11 protein-coding genes are annotated in these 16,568 nt (G+C 73.1%); 9 read left to right on the top strand and 2 right to left on the bottom strand.

The window, feature by feature from the left end; translation table 11 throughout:
• Positions 1–31 precede the first annotated feature (31 nt).
• Complete coding sequence (locus ACFZDC_RS10760) at positions 32–1,240, bottom strand: nucleotide sugar dehydrogenase (protein ID WP_391322302.1); 1,209 nt, start codon at positions 1,238–1,240, stop codon at positions 32–34.
• A 281-nt stretch (positions 1,241–1,521) separates the two neighbouring features.
• Here ACFZDC_RS10760 and ACFZDC_RS10765 point away from each other — a divergent pair, with 281 nt between their 5' ends.
• Positions 1,522–3,231, top strand: coding sequence for an FAD-dependent oxidoreductase (locus ACFZDC_RS10765; protein ID WP_391322304.1), 1,710 nt, complete (start codon positions 1,522–1,524; stop codon positions 3,229–3,231).
• 154 nt (positions 3,232–3,385) lie between these two features.
• Here ACFZDC_RS10765 and ACFZDC_RS10770 read toward each other — a convergent pair whose 3' ends face one another.
• A complete protein-coding gene (locus tag ACFZDC_RS10770; RefSeq protein ID WP_391322306.1) occupies positions 3,386–4,447 on the bottom strand; it encodes a serine hydrolase in 1,062 nt (353 codons plus the stop codon).
• Between the two features lie 171 nt (positions 4,448–4,618).
• Here ACFZDC_RS10770 and ACFZDC_RS10775 point away from each other — a divergent pair, with 171 nt between their 5' ends.
• The 8 genes from ACFZDC_RS10775 to ACFZDC_RS10810 all read left to right on the top strand — a co-directional run bounded on the left by ACFZDC_RS10775 (position 4,619) and on the right by ACFZDC_RS10810 (position 16,546).
• Positions 4,619–6,640, top strand: coding sequence for a protein kinase (locus ACFZDC_RS10775; RefSeq protein WP_391322307.1), 2,022 nt, complete (start codon positions 4,619–4,621; stop codon positions 6,638–6,640).
• Between the two features lie 165 nt (positions 6,641–6,805).
• Complete coding sequence (locus ACFZDC_RS10780; RefSeq protein ID WP_391322310.1) at positions 6,806–9,490, top strand: protein kinase; 2,685 nt, start codon at positions 6,806–6,808, stop codon at positions 9,488–9,490.
• Positions 9,491–9,652: 162 nt separating this feature from the next.
• Positions 9,653–11,362, top strand: coding sequence for a protein kinase (locus ACFZDC_RS10785; protein ID WP_391322312.1), 1,710 nt, complete (start codon positions 9,653–9,655; stop codon positions 11,360–11,362).
• 63 nt (positions 11,363–11,425) lie between these two features.
• Positions 11,426–13,108: a protein kinase gene (locus ACFZDC_RS10790; RefSeq protein WP_391322314.1), complete on the top strand. Its 1,683-nt coding sequence runs from the start codon at positions 11,426–11,428 to the stop codon at positions 13,106–13,108.
• 53 nt (positions 13,109–13,161) lie between these two features.
• Positions 13,162–13,437, top strand: a complete 276-nt coding sequence (locus ACFZDC_RS10795; protein ID WP_391322316.1) for a hypothetical protein — start codon at positions 13,162–13,164, stop codon at positions 13,435–13,437.
• Positions 13,419–13,775 carry a hypothetical protein gene (locus ACFZDC_RS10800; RefSeq protein WP_391322318.1) on the top strand — a complete coding sequence of 119 codons (357 nt, stop codon included), beginning with the start codon at positions 13,419–13,421 and terminating at the stop codon, positions 13,773–13,775. Before ACFZDC_RS10795 ends, ACFZDC_RS10800 begins: the two co-directional genes overlap by 19 nt.
• A gap of 122 nt (positions 13,776–13,897) precedes the next feature.
• Positions 13,898–14,806, top strand: coding sequence for a protein kinase (locus ACFZDC_RS10805; RefSeq protein WP_391322319.1), 909 nt, complete (start codon positions 13,898–13,900; stop codon positions 14,804–14,806).
• Between the two features lie 126 nt (positions 14,807–14,932).
• Positions 14,933–16,546 carry a succinic semialdehyde dehydrogenase gene (locus ACFZDC_RS10810; protein ID WP_391322321.1) on the top strand — a complete coding sequence of 538 codons (1,614 nt, stop codon included), beginning with the start codon at positions 14,933–14,935 and terminating at the stop codon, positions 16,544–16,546.
• Positions 16,547–16,568: the final 22 nt, after the last annotated feature.

Genomic DNA, 16,568 nt, shown 5'->3' on the forward strand with positions numbered 1-16,568 from the left:
GCCGGTGCCCGCCCGCCCACGCGCCTCGTCTTCACAACCGATGCGCCGCCCCCATAGGCGTGGCCCCCCGCGTGTCGAGCAGCAGCTGTGCCTTCACCGACAGCCCCTGCAGGTCGTACGTCCGGTGCTGCTGGAGCAGGATCGTCAGGTCGGCGTCGGCGGCGGCCTCGTACAGGGAGTCCGCGCGCGGAACCGGGCGGTCCAGGACACTCCACGCGGGCACGTGAGGATCGTGGTAGCTCACAGTGGCGCCGAACTCCATCAGCCGGACGGCGATCTCCTGGGCGGGCGTGCCCTGCAGGTCGGCGAGGTCCGGCTTGTACGTGACACCGAGGAGCAGGACGCGCGCGCCGCGCGCGGACTTGCCGTGCTCGTTGAGCAGGGCGGCGGCGCGCTGGACGACGTACCGGGGCATGCGGTGGTTGACCTGCTGGGCCAGCTCCACCATGCGCAGGGTGCGGGTCGCGTGGCCGGTCAGGTCGTGCGGGACGCCGTGGCCGCCGACCCCCGGGCCCGGCCGGAACGCCTGGAAGCCGAACGGCTTGGTCTCCGCGCACCGGATGACGTCCCACAGGTCGACGCCCAGTTCGTGGCACAGGACCGCCATCTCGTTGACGAGCGCGATGTTGACGTGCCGGTAGTTGGTCTCCAGCAGCTGCACGGTCTCCGCCTCGCGCAGCCCACGCGCGCGTACGACCTTGTCGGTGATACGGCCGTAGAACGCGGCGGCCGACTCCGTGCAGGCGGGGGTGAGGCCGCCGATGACCTTGGGCGTGCCGGCGGGGGGGTGGTCGCGGTTGCCGGGGTCGACGCGGCTGGGCGAGTAGGCCAGGTGGAAGTCGCGGCCCGCGCGCAGGCCGGAGCCCTGCTCCAGCAGCGGACGCAGGAACTCCTCCGTCGTCCCCGGAAGCACCGGTGACTCCAGGATGACCGTGGTGTGCGGCCGGAGCCGTTCGGCGAGCGTGCGGGCGGCCGCCTCCACCTGGACGAGGTCGAGCCCGCCGTCGGCACCGCGCGGGGTGGGCGCACAGATCACCGCGGTGCGCACCCGGCCGAGCTGGGCCGGGTCGGTGGCCGGCCGGAAGCCGGCCGTGTGCATCCGGCGCAGCTCGGCGGGGCTGAGCGAGCCCGCCTCGGGGCCGGTGGCATACCCGATGGTCGGGATGCCGGCGGCGACGGCGGCCTGGGCGAGCGGCAGGCCGTAGGGACCGAGTCCGATGACGGCGAGGTCTGCGGGCATGGCGTGGGCCGTCCTTCCCAGTAACCGAAGCGGGACAGAGGGGCAACCGCTGTGGACAGCATGAGCGGGAGCACTGTCACACTAGGAGTAAATATGACCGTTATGTGGGATTGTGTTCGTGTGTCTTCCGGGGGTTGTGCGCGTGTTGTCCACAGGTTGGAAGCGCGTGGTGGCTGAAGTCGGGCAGGCCGGTCAGAATTTGGGCATGAGGAGGGGGTGAACCGGGCTTCGCCCACCGGGTGCGGCCGACGCGGCGAGTTCTTCGACAGCGGGAGGCAGCGGTGAGGACAGCGACTCTGGGCCCGGCACAGCGTGCCGAGGCACTGGCGGCGATGGCGGAGCGCGAGCTGGACGTGCTGGTGGTCGGCGCCGGAGTGGTCGGCGCCGGTACCGCGCTGGACGCCGTGACCCGCGGCCTGTCCACCGGCCTGGTCGAGGCCCGCGACTGGGCCTCCGGCACCTCCAGCAGGTCGAGCAAGCTCATCCACGGTGGCCTGCGCTATCTGGAGATGCTCGACTTCGCCCTGGTCCGTGAGGCCCTGAAGGAGCGCGGCCTGCTCCTGGAGCGGCTCGCCCCGCACCTCGTGAAACCCGTCCCGTTCCTCTACCCGCTCCAGCACAAGGGCTGGGAGCGCCTGTACGCAGGCGCGGGCGTGGCCCTGTACGACGCGATGTCCATGGCCCCTGGGCACGGCCGGGGCCTGCCCATACACCGCCACCTCACCCGACGTCACGCCCTGAGCGTGGCCCCCTGCCTCAAGAAGGACTCCCTGGTCGGCGCCCTGCAGTACTACGACGCGCAGGTGGACGACGCGCGGTTCGTGGCCACCCTGGTGCGCACGGCGGTGTCGTACGGCGCGCAGGCCGCCAACCGGGCCCGCGTGACCGGGTTCCTGCGCGAGGGCGAGCGGGTCGTCGGCGCCCGGGTGCAGGACGTGGACGGTGGCGGGGAGTACGAGATCCGGGCCAAGCAGATCGTCAACGCCACCGGAGTGTGGACCGACGACACGCAGGCCATGGTGGGCGAGCGCGGCCAGTTCCACGTCCGGGCCTCCAAGGGCGTCCACCTGGTCGTGCCCAAGGACCGCATCCACTCCACCACCGGTCTGATCCTGCGCACCGAGAAGTCGGTCCTGTTCGTCATCCCCTGGGGCCGGCACTGGATCATCGGCACCACCGACACCGAGTGGGACCTCGACAAGGCCCATCCGGCCGCCTCCAGCGCCGACATCGACTACCTGCTGGAGCGCGTCAACTCGGTGCTCTCCGTCCCGCTCAGCCGCGATGACGTGCAGGGCGTGTACGCGGGCCTGCGCCCGCTGCTGGCCGGCGAGTCGGACGCCACCAGCAAGCTGTCCCGCGAGCACACCGTGGCGCATCCGGCACCGGGCCTGGTGGTCGTGGCGGGCGGCAAGTACACGACGTACCGGGTGATGGCCAAGGACGCCGTCGACGAGGCGGTGCACGGGCTCGACATGCGCGTCGCCGACTGCGTCACCGAGGAGATCCCACTGCTCGGCGCGGAGGGTTACCGGGCGATGTGGAACGCACGGGCGCGGATCGCCGCCCGCACCGGACTGCACGTCGTCCGTGTGGAACATTTGTTGAATCGGTACGGCTCGACGGCCGAGGAGATCCTGGACCTCATCGCCGCCGACCCCGCCCTGGGCGAGCCGCTGCAGGCCGCCGACGACTATCTGCGCGCCGAGGTCGTGTACGCCGCCTCGCACGAGGGCGCCCGGCACCTGGACGACGTGCTCACCCGCCGTACCCGTATCTCCATCGAGACCTTCGACCGGGGCACCCGCAGCGCACGTGAGGCCGCGCAGCTGATGGCGCCCGTACTCGGCTGGGACAAGGACCAGATCGAGCGCGAGGTGGAGCACTACGAGAAGCGGGTCGAGGCGGAGCGGGAGTCCCAGCTCCAGCCGGACGACCAGACGGCGGACGCGGCGCGACTGGGCGCGCCGGACATCGTGCCGCTCCAGTGACGTTCCTTCCCGCCGCAACGGCGCCCGGCGCCCGGCGCTCGGCCTCGCCGGCGGTGGCTGCCGGGACGAACGGTCCGCAGCCGGTGGGGACGATCAGCCGATATCACCCGAACGAGTGACCAGGGCAGGGATCTCCGCTCGGCCCCCGCGCGTTCTACCGGGTGCGAGGGCAGAACTCGGCGGCGAGCAGCCGGGGTTCGAGGCCGGGATCTGCAATCGCCGTCGTGTTCACACGGAACGTGAGGACGCGACGGCCGTCGACCGTGGCCGCGGTGCGCACGTAGCTGCCGGAGATGCGGCCGTTGTGTCCCCAGACCGTGACGCCACACGGGAGCTTTGCCGGAAATATACCCATGCCGTACGAGCCCTGTGCGGCACGGGTGTTGAGCATCTCGCGCAGTCGGCGCGAGGGCAGCAGCTCGCCGTCCAGCAGGGCCGCGTAGAAGCGGTCCAGGTCGTCGAGCGTGGTCACCAGCTCACCCGCCGCGCCGGCCACGCGCGGGTCGAGCTCGGTGACGTCGGAGCCGTCGGCGGCGTAGGCGCGGCCGTGCGGCAGCGGCAGAGATCTGCGGGAGCCGGGAAAGGAGGTGCCCGTAAGGCCCAGCGGAGCGATGATCCGGCGCCGGACCTCGGTGGCGTACGAGTGGCCGGTGACCTGGCGGACGACCATGCCGAGCAGGACGTAGCCGGTGCTGGAGTAGGAATAGCGGCCCGGTGGGGTCGGAGGGAGGGCGAGAGCGATGCGCACGGCCTGAAGGGCAGTCAGGGGCACGGTCCCGTGGGTGGCGCGGGTGAAGTCGGCGAGCCCGCTGGTGTGGGTGAGCAGGGCGCGCAGGGTGATGTGCCGTCCGTCGGCGCAGGCTCCACGGAGCAGTCCCGGCAGGTGCCGCTCGACGGTGTCGGACAGGGACAGCCGGTGCTCCGCGGCCAGTTGCAGCACGACCGTCGCGACGAAGGTCTTGGTGACGCTGCCGGCGCGGAAGTGGTCGGCCCGCGCGATGCCCTGCCCGGCGGCCGTGTAGCGGGAGCGGTTCCCGTCCCGGTTCAGCAGGGCGGCGGCGGGTGCCCCGCCCTCGGCGACCAGCAGGGGGAGGGCGGCGTCCGTGGCACCGGACACGGAGCCGATACCGGAGGCAGGGCCCGCATCCGACGCGGTGGGAGCGAGCAGCAGGGCCAGGAACACCGGTATGGACAGGACTGTCCGAAGCGTCGGCATCCGGGCTCCCTCCTTGTCCCGGCCCATCATCTCGGTAGGCGGAATGCGGGCTTTTGCCGGGGCCCTCGGTGCGCATGCCCTCACGGGCAGTCAGGGGCACCCTGGGCGTTGGCCACTTGTCGGGTGAGGGACAATGGAGGCTCTGTCAGGGCGGGTTGCATGAGGGGACGCATGTCGGAGGCGGAGCGGGCGGGGACATCTCGTCAGGAGACTCGTCAGGACAAGAGCGAGCGTCGTCTTCTCGCCGGGCGGTACCGGCTGGGAGACGTACTGGGCCGCGGCGGCATGGGCACGGTGTGGCGCGCCGAGGACGAGACCCTGGGCCGGACGGTCGCTGTCAAGGAATTGCGGTTCCCGTCGAACATCGACGAGGAGGAGAAGCGGCGCCTGATCACGCGCACCCTGCGCGAGGCCAAGGCGATCGCCCGGATCCGCAACAACAGCGCGGTGACGGTCTTCGACGTGGTCGACGAGGACGACCGGCCCTGGATCGTCATGGAGCTGGTCGAGGGCAAGTCCCTCGCCGAGGTCATCCGCGAGGACGGCCTGCTGGAGCCCAAGCGCGCGGCCGAGGTCGGCCTCGCCGTCCTCGACGTGCTGCGCTCCGCACACCGCGAGGGCATCCTGCACCGTGACGTGAAGCCGTCCAACGTGCTCATCGCCGAGGACGGCCGGGTCGTGCTCACCGACTTCGGCATCGCGCAGGTCGAGGGCGATCCGTCCATCACCTCCACCGGCATGCTCGTCGGCGCCCCCTCCTACATCTCCCCGGAGCGCGCCCGCGGGCACAAGCCGGGCCCCGCGGCCGACCTGTGGTCCCTGGGAGGCCTGCTGTACGCGGCGGTCGAGGGCTTGCCGCCGTACGACAAGGGTTCGGCGATCGCCACGCTCACCGCGGTGATGACCGAGCCCCTGGAGGAGCCCAAGAACGCCGGCCCGCTCCGGGACGTCATCTACGGCCTGCTCGACAAGGATCCGGCCCAGCGACTCGACGACGCCGGCGCCCGGGCCATGCTCAACCAGGTGATCCACGCGCCCGAGCCCGAGCCCATGGACGCCACGCGGGTGGTTCCGCTGCCGGCGCAGCCCGGTGGGCCCGCGGCCAAGGGGGGCGAGGATGCCGGGGAGAAGCTGCGCGGCGCGCTGCGCTCGGTCCGCAAGGCGGCCGGGGCGGCCGGCGCGGCGGCGGCCGTGCGGGCGAAGAGCGGCGGCGGTACGGCGGCGCCGGGTACCGGCGCTGAGTCGGCCGTGGGGAGCGGTTCGGGCTCCTCCGGGGTGGCGGGAGCGGGAGCGCCCGGCCGGCCGGCCGGTGCGGCCCAGGCTTCCGCCGCGCCGAACTCCAGCTCGACGAAGCCGAGTTCCGGATGGCCCGTGATGCCGCCGCCGGATCTGGACCTGCCGCCGCGGCCGGTGCCGAGGGCGCCGCTCACCGACGTGGTGCCCAAGCGGACGCTGGTGATCATCGCGGTGGTGGTCGCCCTCGCGGTGATCGGCACCGTACTGGCCGTCACCTTCGGCGGGGACGACAAGGGCGACACGAACGGCGGCGCTGTCAAGCCAGGGGTGAGCGCGAGCGCCTCCACCAAGCAGGACAAGGGCACAGGGAGCACAGGGAGCAAGGGAAGCACCGACGGCGGCGCACGGAGGGACGGGGGCACCTCGGCGTCCGCCACGACCGGGTCCGGGTCGGACGGCGCGGCGACCACCGACCCGTCCGGCAGCGCGGAATCCCGCGGGTCCGGCTCGAAGAACGGCGGCAGCGCGCCCGTGGAGTCGACCCGCAAGGGTGGCCAGGGGTACTCGATCGGGCTGCCCAAGGGGTGGAAGTACCAGTCCACCGACCGCGCCGGTGACCGCTACACAGGGCCGGACGGGCAGAAGCTGCTCGTCGCGTGGACAAGTGCTCCCAAGAACGACCCGGTTGCGGACTGGAAGAACCAGGAGGGTTCCATGGTGCGCTCCGGGTACCAGAGGATCCGCATTGAGAAGGTGGACTACCGCGGCTGGAACACGGCCGACTGGGAGTTCACCTACATCGACGGCACCAAGTACCGCACGATCGACAGGGGCTTTGTGGTGAACGACCACCTCGGTTACGGGCTGATGTACACCGCGAAGGCCTCGACGTGGGACAGCGGGCTGCGCAAGGGCACGTGGAAGACGCTGACGGCGTCCTTCGAGCCCAAGTCGTGATGTGAACGAGCCCGGTTCGGGGCCGTGAGAATCCGTCATCCCCTCAATGCGGGTTGCCTCCGGCACGTATCGTGAATGGTTGCGGACCGTACGGAGCCGGATGTGGATGCGGAACGGGCCGTATGGGGAACGGATGTGAACGACCAGGCGGCCGGGGGAGGCAACGTGGACGACTATGCGGGCCGGGTGCTCGCCGACCGTTACCGCCTGCCGCTGCCGCCGTCCGACGAGTACGAACTGACCGAGACCCGCGCCTTCGACACCTACAGCGGTCAGGAAGTGCTGGTCCGTCAGGTGCCGTTGCCGGAGGTCGTCGAGGCCGAGGTGCTCGACGCGGAGGGGCTGCCCGAGGGGTTCACCGCTCGTGAGCGCGGCGCGCGCCGCACCCCTGCGGCCCGGACCGCCACCCGGCGCCCCTCGGATCCGGCGGTACGGCGTGCCGTCGAGGCCGCGCAGGCGGCGGCCCGCATCCCCGACCATCCGCGTCTGGACCAGGTCTTCGACGTGTTCGCCGAGGGCGGCTCGCTGTGGATCGTCAGCGAGTGGGTGGCCGCACGCCCGCTGTCCGCGCTGCTGGCCGAGCAGCCGCTGACGCCGTACCGGGCGGCCGAGGTCGCCTCCGACGTGCTCATGGCGCTGCGCGTCCTGCACGCCCACGGCTGGGTGCACCGCAACATCACCGCCCGCACGGTCCTGGTCTGCGACGACGGCCGCGTGATGCTGACCGGCCTCGCGGTCGGCGCGGCCGAGGAGGCGCTGTGCGGGTACGACCCGGTGCCGGTGCAGGACGGCCAGGACGCGCAGGAGGGCCGGGAAGGACCGGTGGGGGCCGTCGGGCCGGGCGGCGGAGCCGGTGACGGCCCGGGCGGTCAGGGCTTCCGTGGCTCCGGCGGACGTGGTGGGCCTGGTTCCGGTGGCCCGGTCGCCTCCGCGGGATCCGTCGCCTCCCCCGACGCGGACCCCGAGGCCGCGCGGCGGGCCGCGATCCGGGCGCGGGCGGCCGGCGGGTTGCCGGTGCCGGGCGCGAACGGGATGTCCGGTGGGGCCACGGTGGCGGGACCGCCCGGGCGCAGCACCCTGGACAGCGGTGACGACATCCGCGCCGCGCGGGCCGGAGCCATCGCCGCCTACCGTGCGGGGGCCCGGGCCGCTGCCCGGGTGCAGGAAGCCCAGCAGGGCGGTCGCCCCGCACTGCCCGGAGCCCGCCCGCCCGCGGAGCACGACGCCGGGGCCGACGGCACGGCACAGCCGCCGTACTCCTCCGGGCCGGCCACCCCGCCCCCCGGCCGGATCCCCGACCCCTACGGGGCGCAGGGCGCCCCCTGGCACGGCGCCTCACCGCGCACGGGTTCCGGTGACACCGCGACCGCGCCGGGCCCCGACCGGCAGCGACGCGGACTGCCCCCGGGGGCATCAGGCCCGGGCGAAGGGCCCGGTTCCGGCCACCCGCCCGTGTCCGGCCAGGCGTCCGCCGGGCATCCGGGCGCTTCCGGCCACGGCGTGCCCATTCCCGGTCAGGGGCGCGACTTCTCCGCGGGCGCGGCGCCCACCGCCTCCCGATGGGACGACTCGGGGGCTGCCGTGCGCCGTGGTCCCGGCACCGCGCTCGCCGCCGAGCGGGCGCGGCAGGTGCGGATGACCGTGGTGGGGCCGGTGACCGAGCGGTGGGCGCCGGAGCAGGCCGGGCCGGTGCACGAGAACTGGCAGCTGGCGGCGCCGATCGGGCCCGCCACCGACCTGTGGGCCCTTGGCGCGCTGCTCTTTCGGGCCGTCCAGGGACACGCGCCCTACCCAGAGGAGTCCACGGCCGAGCTGGTGCAGCTGGTGTGCGCGGAGCCGCCCGCCTTCGCCGAGGAGTGCGGGCCGCTGCGCCCGGTCGTGGAGTCGCTGCTGCGCCAGGACCCCACCAACCGGCTGGACTTCGAGGAACTGAGCGGCTGGCTGCGCTCGCTGGTGCGTTCCGCACCCGAGCCGGACGCCGGCGCCGATGTGGTCCCCGTCCCGCCCGCCGACGCGAGCCGCCTGCCGATCGTCCGGCGCCGCGGCGAGCTGGTGCGGCGGCGGCGCGCCGGGGTGCCGGCGACCCATCCGCACGGCCGCCACAAGCGGGCCCGGGAGGAGGCCCGCTCGCCGCGCAGCCTCGGCCGGACGCTGCTCCTGCTGATCCTGCTCCTGCTGGCCGGCGCGGTGGCGTACGCGATGCTGTTCATGCCGAAGCAGGGGGAGAGCGGCGCGGCGGGCAGCGAGCGCACCGGCAGCGCGGGGCGGGGGGGCCCCGCGCCCACCCGCACCCAACAGCCGCCCCCCGGGCAGTCGTCGGGCGGGAAGTCGTCGGACGGCAGCCCCTCGGCGTCCGCGCCCGCCACCGAGACGCAGACCGGCGGCGAGCCCTCCGTTGCCGACGGGTTCACCCTGCGCACCGATCCGGACGGTTTCCAGGTCGCCGTCGCCAAGGGCTGGGACCGCACACCCAAGAACGGCAGCGGCCAGGTGGTCTACGCGCACGGGAACTTCGAGCTGCTCGTCGTACCGGGCCGGGACGGCACCTCGTCCTACGGCAGCGACCCGATGGTCTACCAGCGGGACAAGGAGCGCGAACTCCAGCCGTACCGGGACTCCAGCTGGGCCACGGCCACCGGTCTGCGCACCATCACGGTGGGCGGACGGACCATGGCCGAGGGCCAGTTCACCTGGACCGACGGGCAGGGGCGCGACCTGTACGTGCGCAACATGGCGATCCTGCTGAACGGCCGCTACCACATCGTCCAGGTCCGCGGTCCGGAGGCCGAGCGGGACGAGGTGACACGGCTGTACGAGCAGGCCACCGCGACGTACCGCTACACCCGGTGAGCTCCCCGTATACCGGTTGAGGGAACCGCGATCCGGTTCCCGTTCGCGGGCCGGAGCGTCAACCGTCACAGGACTGTCACCTTGGTACCCCGCTGGTTCCCAGAGGACAGGACGGTCCTTAGTCTGACCCTGTCAAGAGCATTGCGGGGCAACGTGAATCAGATGCAGGGCCTGCTGATAGCGGGCCGCTACCGGCTCGCCGATTCGATCGGCAGCGGTGGCATGGGCCGGGTGTGGCGCGCCCACGACGAGGTGCTGCACCGGAAGGTGGCCGTCAAGGAGCTGACCGCAGCGCTCTACGTCTCCGAGGGCGACCGGGCCGTCCTGCTCGCCCGCACCCGGGCCGAGGCCCGCGCCGCGGCGCGCATCAACCACTCCGCCGTCGTCACCGTGCACGACGTACTCGAACACGACGGCCGCCCGTGGATCGTGATGGAACTGGTCGAGGGCAGCTCGCTGGCCGACGCGGTCAAGGACCGCGGCCGCATCGAGCCGGGCGAGGCCGCACGGATCGGCCTGTGGGTGCTGCGGGCGCTGCGCGCCGCGCACTCCGCCGGAGTGCTGCACCGGGACGTCAAGCCCGGCAACGTGCTGCTCGGCCGGGACGGCCGGGTCCTGCTCACCGACTTCGGCATCGCCCAGATCGAGGGCGACACCACCATCACCCGCACCGGAGAGGTCGTCGGTTCGGTCGACTACCTCGCGCCCGAGCGGGTGCGCGGCCAGGACCCCGGCCCCTCCTCGGACCTGTGGGCGCTCGGCGCCACGCTGTACACGGCGGTCGAGGGCCGTTCGCCGTTCCGCCGCACCTCACCGCTGAGCACCATGCAGGCGGTCGTCGAGGAGGAGGCGGAAGGGCTCCGGTACGCCGGTCCGCTGGGCCCCGTCATCACCGCCCTGCTGCGCAAGGAGCCGGCCCAGCGGCCGAGCGCGGAGGAGACGGAGCAGATGCTCGCCGAGGCGGTGGAGGGCCGCCGGCCGAGGGTCGCGCAGGCGTTCGTGCCCACGCAGGGCTCGGGCCTGGGCACCAGCGGGCCGTACACCTCCGGAGCGGGCACCTCGGGATACGGCCCCACCGGTTACGACTCCGCAGGGACCACCCCCGGCTACGGTCCCGCAGCAGCGGCGGGTGCGGGCCGTTCCGCGACCGGGCCGACGGCCCTGGAACCCACGCCGCCGGGCGCGGCGGGCGGCACCGCGGCGGTACGGCCCCAGCGCCGGCTGCGCACCCTCGTCCTCGTCGTCGCCGTCGCGGCCGTGCTCGGCGCCGGCGCGGCGGTGGCCTTCCAGGAGTGGCGCGGCCGGGAGCAGAACACCGCGACCGGCAGGGACGCGAGCCGGGCCACGACGTCACCTTCCGTCAGCGACAGCGCCACGCCGGGCTCCGGCGGAACGGTGCCCGCTTCGTGGAAGCAATACCACGACGCATGGGGCTTCAGCATCTACCTGCCCAAGGGCTGGTCGCGGAAGGTCGTCGGAATTCCCGGTGACCTCAGGCAGGTCGACTACACGCCCGACGGCGGCCGGCACTTCGTCCGTATCGCCATCGACACCTCGCCGGACTTCAAGGACGCCTACTCGCACCAGCTCAATCTGGAGGAGCGGCTCAGTAAGCGGCTGGTCGCCTATCAACGCGTCCGGCTGGAGAAGAACATCTACCGCGACCTCGACGGCTCCGTCTGGGAGTCCACCTGGACCGCGCAGCCGAAGGACACGCCCTTCCCGGGACCGCGGCGCGCCGTCGAGGAGACGTACATGTCCCAGGAGGGCACCGAGTACGCGATCTACATCTCGTCGCCCGCGGCGGACTGGGCGGAGACGAGCAAGCAGTTCAAGGCGGTTCTGCAGGGCTGGCAGCCGAACGCGAGCTGACTGCTCCACGCTTGGCCGATCACCGCCCCGATCGCGTCCGGCCGGTACGGCATGATGAGGCTCATGGGATCCGAGGTGGACGACTTCCGTGTGATCGCGGGCCGTTACCGCCTTCAGGCGCGGATCGGGCGCGGCGGAATGGGCGTCGTGTGGCGGGCGAGCGACCAGGTGCTGGGCCGTTTGGTGGCGGTCAAGGAACTCGCCCCGGACGACTCCGTCACGGACGACGACGCCCGCCGCCGCCGTGACCGCACCTTCCGCGAGGCGCGGGCGGTCGCGCAGTTGCGGCACCCGCACATCATCGTCGTGCACGACGTGGTCGAGCAGGACGAACGCCCCTACATCGTCATGGAGTTGATCGACGGCGGCTCGCTCGCCGACCGCATCGCCTCCGGTGGCCCGGTCGACGCGGCGGAGGTCGCCCGGATCGGCATCGACCTGCTGAGCGCGCTGGACACCGCGCACGCGGCCGGGGTGCTGCACCGGGACATCAAACCCGCCAACGTGCTGATCGAGGCCGACACCGGCCGGGTCGTGCTCACCGACTTCGGCATCGCGCAGGTCGCTGGCGCCACCACACTCACCGAGACCGGCTCCTTCGTCGGCTCGCCCGAGTACACCGCCCCGGAGCGGATGTCCGGCACGCGTACCGGTCCGGAGTCCGACCTGTGGTCGCTCGGCGCGCTGCTGTGCACGGCGCTCAGCGGCGAGTCGCCGTTCCGGCGCGACTCGCTCGGCGGCATCCTGCACGCCGTCGTATCCGCCGAAATCCGGCCACCCGCGCAGGCCGAGCCGCTGCTGCCCGTCGTACGGGGCCTGTTGGAGCGCGACCCCGACCGCCGGCTGGGCGCGGCGCAGGCCGAGCGGATGCTGCGGACGTTCCTGGAGACGGGCCGCACCCCGGCCGCGCCGGGCACCCCGGGCACGGGCCGTGTGCCCGGGACCGACGACTCCGGCGGCCGTAGCGCCGAGACCTCCTACACACCGACCGAGCACGACGTGCCGCGCGGGTCGGTCCCCCTGTCGGCGCCCACTGGCGAACAGCCCCCGGCCGTCCGCCAGTCGGCGCGCGGAGTGCTGATCGCCGCGCTGCTCGTGGCCGCGGTGGCCGGGGCCGGCGTGTCCGCTGCGGCGCTGCTGCTCCGCCAGGGCGGGGACGGGCGCGGCGGCATACCGAGCGGTACGGCGACCAGCCCGGCGACCCCGACGAGCAGCCCCCCGTCCCGGACCGCCACCAGCGCCTCGCCGTCCCCGGCGGCCACCCCGAGCAGCGCCCCCGCGGCCTCCCGCACCCACACCGCTCCCTCCGGCTACCGCACCGCCCGGGATCCGGCCGGCTTCTCCCTCGCCGTACCGCAGGACTTCACCCGTGAGCGGCAGGGCGAGCGGGTCTTCTACCTCTCCCCGGGGCAGGCCTTCCGCCTCGGCGTCAAGGTCGCCGAGCCCGAAACGGGCGGCCCCGCCGCGGTGATGGGCCGGGCGGCGGCCGACGGGGCCGGTACCAACCCCGGCTACCACGACGGCAAGGTCACCGAGACCACGCACGCCGGACACCCCGCCGCGCTCTGGGAGTTCACCTGGAACGGCTTCAGCGCCGCCGAGGGCCCGCGCCACACCTACGACCTGTGCTGGGAGGAGGGCGGTCGGATGTACGACGTGTGGGTGTCGGCGCCGGTCGGGAAGGTCCGCGAGGCCCGGGAGTACTTCGACGTGGCCGTGGACACCTTCTCGGTCACGGCTCTGTGACCGGTTCGTGTTCCCTGTGGATCCGGACGCGCATGGCGCGATATGGATGACCCATGAGCAGCGACGGGGGAGCCGGCCACACGGCCGACGACACGACGAGTTTTGTTCTGCAACCGCCGAACCCGCGGCCGGACCCGGGATCGGACCCGGCGCCCCATGCGGTCCCCGCGCAGGCGGCCCGGGCCCACGCCCCGGCCTCCGCTCCGGCGGCCCCGTTCGAGCGGATGCGTCGCGAGGCGCGTGCGGCGGCCCGGCTCGACCACCCCGCGGTGGTCGACGTGTACGACGTCGCGGTCGTCGACGGCCGCCCGTGGATCGTGACTCGCTGAACGAGATCAAGAGCAACGCGGTGGCCCAGATGCGCGCCGACGACGAGAAGTTCAAGACCGAGGGCGAGTACGACCTCGACATGCCCAAGGGCGCCACGACGCACCCGGACGACAATGCCCGGTACCACGGCAGACAGGCCGCCAAGAACACCGCCGCCTACACGACGGACGACAGTCAGAACCCGCGCCCGCGCGAGATCCAGATCTTCTACTACCGCAGTAAGTCCGGCGACCTGTACCGGCTCAGCGTCGGCTACCCGGGCAAGGGCGACTTCACGGCCCGGGGCCGCGAGGTGGCCAAGGCGGCCATCGCGAACCTGGACATCAAGCAGCCCTGAGAGAACGCCACTTCCCATGGTGCGGTCCCGAACCGCCGGGTGTCACCGCCCCAGCCCGCACGGGTGAGCCGCCCGACCGCACCGCTTCGACAAAGGCAGGGTGCGCACGGTACTCATGTGACATGACTGGAGACGGCGAACACCCGCCCGAGGGACGGTTGATCGGCGGGCGCTATCGGCTCCTCGAGCGGCTCGGCGCCGGGCCGTCCGGAACCGTCTGGCGGGCGCGGGACGAGCAGGAGCACCAGGACGTCGCCGTCAAGGAGCCCGTGCTGCCCGGGGATCCGGGCGGCGACGAGGAGAGCCGGCGGCTCGCGCACCGGCTCTACCGCGAGGCCCGGGCCGCCGCCCGGGTGCGGCATCCCTCCGCCGTCACCCTGCACGACGTCGTCACCCAGGGCGGACTCCCGTGGATCGTCATGGAGTTGGTCGAGGGCGAGTCGCTGCGGGAGGTCGTGGGGCGCGGGCCCCTTCCGCCCGCCGAGGCCGCCCGGGTCGGGCTCGCCGTCCTCGGGGCGCTCAGGGCCGCGCATGCCGTCGGGATCGTGCACCGGGACATCAAGCCCGCCAACGTCCTGATCGAGTCCGGCACCGGACGGGTCGTCGTCACCGACTTCGGCATCGGGGACGGGCACGCGCAGGAAGCCCCCGCCGGATTCGTCGCCCCGGAGCGGACGTCGGGACGGGGCGCCGGGCCCGCCTCCGACCTGTGGTCCCTCGGAGCGCTGCTGGCCTGCGCCGTCGAGGGCGGGCAGGCCGGCCCGCTCGGTCCGCTGCTGACCCGGCTGCACGCGCCGGAGCCGGAGGCGCGGCCGGGCGCGGCGGAGGTCGCGGCCGCGCTGGAGGCCTGCGCGGGCGTGACGCCCGCACGGGATACGGCACCGGAGCCCGAGCCGGTGCCCGAGCGGGTGCCCGGACCCCGGCCGGAGCCCGGTCCGGAACCCCAGCCACCGGCGCCCGCTCCCGACCCCCGCCGCACTCCCCTCGCCGCCCTCGGTCTCCTCCTCGCGAGAAAACCCGGAGCCGAGTGATCGTCATCCGACAACGCCCTGATCAGCAACTTCGCTGCCAGTGATCACTGGCAGCGTGTGAGCACTCGGTGAATCCCCGTTACCGACGGGTACCCAAAGCCTCCGCCGCGGCATACCCTGCGCCTCATGACGGACTCGCAGGCCCCGGACATCACCGGTACCAACCCGCTCGCGCCCGCCCCCGAGGGCGTCCGCACCGCCGCCGACGTGGTCACCCCGGAGCTGGTGGCCCAGCTGACCAAGGGCGTCCTCGGCTCCGGCCGCACCGCCAACCACACCCCGTTCACCGGCGAGAAGCTGGCCGACCTGCCCGAGTCCACCCCCGAGGACGTCCTCAAGGCCTTCCAGGCCGCCCGTGTAGCCCAAGCCGTCTGGGAGAGGACACCGGTGCGGCAGCGCGCCGCCGTGCTGCTCCGCTTCCACGACCTGCTGCTGGAACGGCAGGCGGAGGTCCTCGACCTCGTGCAGCTGGAGACCGGCAAGGCCCGGCTGCACGCGCACGAGGAGGTGCAGGCCGTCGCCATCGCCGCCCGTCACTACGGCAGGCAGGCCCCCGGCTATCTGCGGCCCAAGCGGCACACCGGTGCCGTGCCGACCCTCACCAAGGTCACCGAACTCCGCCACCCGCGCGGTGTCGTCGGCCAGATCGCCCCCTGGAACTACCCCCTGGAGCTGTCGGTCGGCGACGCGCTGCCCGCCTTCGTCGCCGGCAACGCGGTGGTGATGAAGCCGGACACCGAGACCTGCCTCACGGCTCTGTGGGCACGTGACCTGCTCATCGAGGCCGGACTGCCCGCCGACGTCTTCCAGGTCGTGCTCGGCGAGGGCCCGGTCGTCGGCCCGGAGCTCGTCCGGCACGCCGACTACGTCTCCTTCACCGGCTCCACCCGCACCGGCCGCGAGGTCGCCCAGGGCGCCGCCGCCCGCCTGGTCGGCGTCTCCCTCGAACTCGGCGGCAAGAACGCCATGCTGGTGCTGGACGACGCCGACATCGAGAAGGCGGCCGCCGGTGCCGTACGCGCCTGCTTCGCCTCGGCCGGCCAACTGTGCATCTCCATCGAGCGGTTGTACGTCCACGAGTCCATCGCCGACACCTTCCTCGAGCGCTTCGCCGCCCGCACCCGGGCCATGCGGCTCGGCAACTCCCTCGCCTACGGCGCCGAGATGGGCTCGCTGGCCGGGGAACGGCAGCTGAAGGCGGTCGAACGGCATGTGCAGGACGCCGTCGCCAAGGGCGCGAAGGTGGTCGCGGGTGGCGTGGCCCGCCCCGACATCGGCCCGTACTTCTTCGAGCCGACCATCCTCGACGGCGTCGAGGACTCCATGGCCGTCTGCGACGAGGAGACCTTCGGCCCGGTCGTCTCCGTCTACCGCTTCAAGACCGACGACGAGGCGGTCGAGCGCGCCAACTCCACGCCGTACGGTCTGAACGCCTCCGTGTGGACGACGAGCGCCCGCCGCGGCCTGGACGTCGCCTCCCGGCTGCGCACCGGCACGGTCAACGTCAACGAGGGCTACGCACCCGCCTACGGCAGCGTCCAGTCCCCGATGGGCGGCATGAAGGACTCCGGCCTCGGCCGGCGCCACGGCTCCGAGGGCATCCTCAAGTACACCGAGGCCCAGACGGTGGCCCGGCAGCGGCTGCTGCCGATGGCGCCGTCGCTGGGGATGGACGACGAGAAGTACGCGGCGTTCATGAGCCGCAGCCTCCGCCTCATGAAGGCATTCCGGTTCCGCTAGCAGCACCCGTTCGGTAGCACCC

It is taken from the genome of Streptomyces sp. NPDC007905 (assembly GCF_042959345.1).
GTDB lineage: Bacteria > Actinomycetota > Actinomycetes > Streptomycetales > Streptomycetaceae > Streptomyces.

Coding starts and splice junctions, on each gene's coding strand:
- ACFZDC_RS10760 (WP_391322302.1), bottom strand. CDS start 1,240: ATGCCCGCAGACCTCGCCGTCATCGGACTCGGTCCCTACGGCCTGCCG.
- ACFZDC_RS10770 (WP_391322306.1), bottom strand. CDS start 4,447: ATGCCGACGCTTCGGACAGTCCTGTCCATACCGGTGTTCCTGGCCCTG.
- ACFZDC_RS10775 (WP_391322307.1), top strand. CDS start 4,619: ATGTCGGAGGCGGAGCGGGCGGGGACATCTCGTCAGGAGACTCGTCAG.
- ACFZDC_RS10785 (WP_391322312.1), top strand. CDS start 9,653: ATGCAGGGCCTGCTGATAGCGGGCCGCTACCGGCTCGCCGATTCGATC.
- ACFZDC_RS10790 (WP_391322314.1), top strand. CDS start 11,426: ATGGGATCCGAGGTGGACGACTTCCGTGTGATCGCGGGCCGTTACCGC.
- ACFZDC_RS10795 (WP_391322316.1), top strand. CDS start 13,162: ATGAGCAGCGACGGGGGAGCCGGCCACACGGCCGACGACACGACGAGT.
- ACFZDC_RS10805 (WP_391322319.1), top strand. CDS start 13,898: ATGACTGGAGACGGCGAACACCCGCCCGAGGGACGGTTGATCGGCGGG.
- ACFZDC_RS10810 (WP_391322321.1), top strand. CDS start 14,933: ATGACGGACTCGCAGGCCCCGGACATCACCGGTACCAACCCGCTCGCG.